1 protein-coding gene is annotated in these 553 nt (G+C 66.9%); it reads left to right on the forward strand.

The genetic code is table 11. The features are described 5' to 3' along the window. A partial coding sequence (locus H7I41_RS02415; protein ID WP_264010965.1) for an acyl-CoA dehydrogenase family protein occupies window positions 1-553 on the forward strand: 553 nt, incomplete at both ends.

Raw genomic sequence — 553 nt, forward strand, 5'->3', positions numbered from 1 at the left:
GGATCATCAAGGGCCAGAAGACCTTCATCTCCGGTATCGATCAGGCGCAGGCGGTGCTCGTGGTCGGCCGCACCGAAGACCACAAGACGGGCAACCTGAAGCCGGCGCTGTTCGTGCTGCCCACCGACACCCCCGGACTGAGCTGGACCAAGATCGACATGGAGATCATCAGCCCGGAAGCCCAGTTCCAGGTGTTCCTCGATGACGTCCGGGTGCCGGCCGATGCGCTGGTCGGGTCCGAGGACGCGGCGATCGCGCAGCTGTTCGCCGGGCTCAACCCGGAGCGGATCATGGGCGCGGCCAGCGCGATCGGGATGGGCCGGTTCGCCATCGACAAGGCGGTCGAGTACGTCAAGACCCGCCAGGTCTGGAAGGTCCCGATCGGCTCGCACCAGGGTCTGTCACACCCGTTGGCACAGAACCACATCGAGATCGAGCTCGCGAAGCTGATGATGCAGAAGGCGGCCGCGCTCTACGACAGCGGGGACGATTTCGGGGCCGCCGAGGCGGCGAACATGGCCAAGTACGCCGCCGGGGAGGCCTCGGTGCGGGC

The sequence above is a fragment of the [Mycobacterium] manitobense genome (genome assembly GCF_025821665.1).
Classification (GTDB): Bacteria; Actinomycetota; Actinomycetes; order Mycobacteriales; family Mycobacteriaceae; genus Mycobacterium; species Mycobacterium arseniciresistens.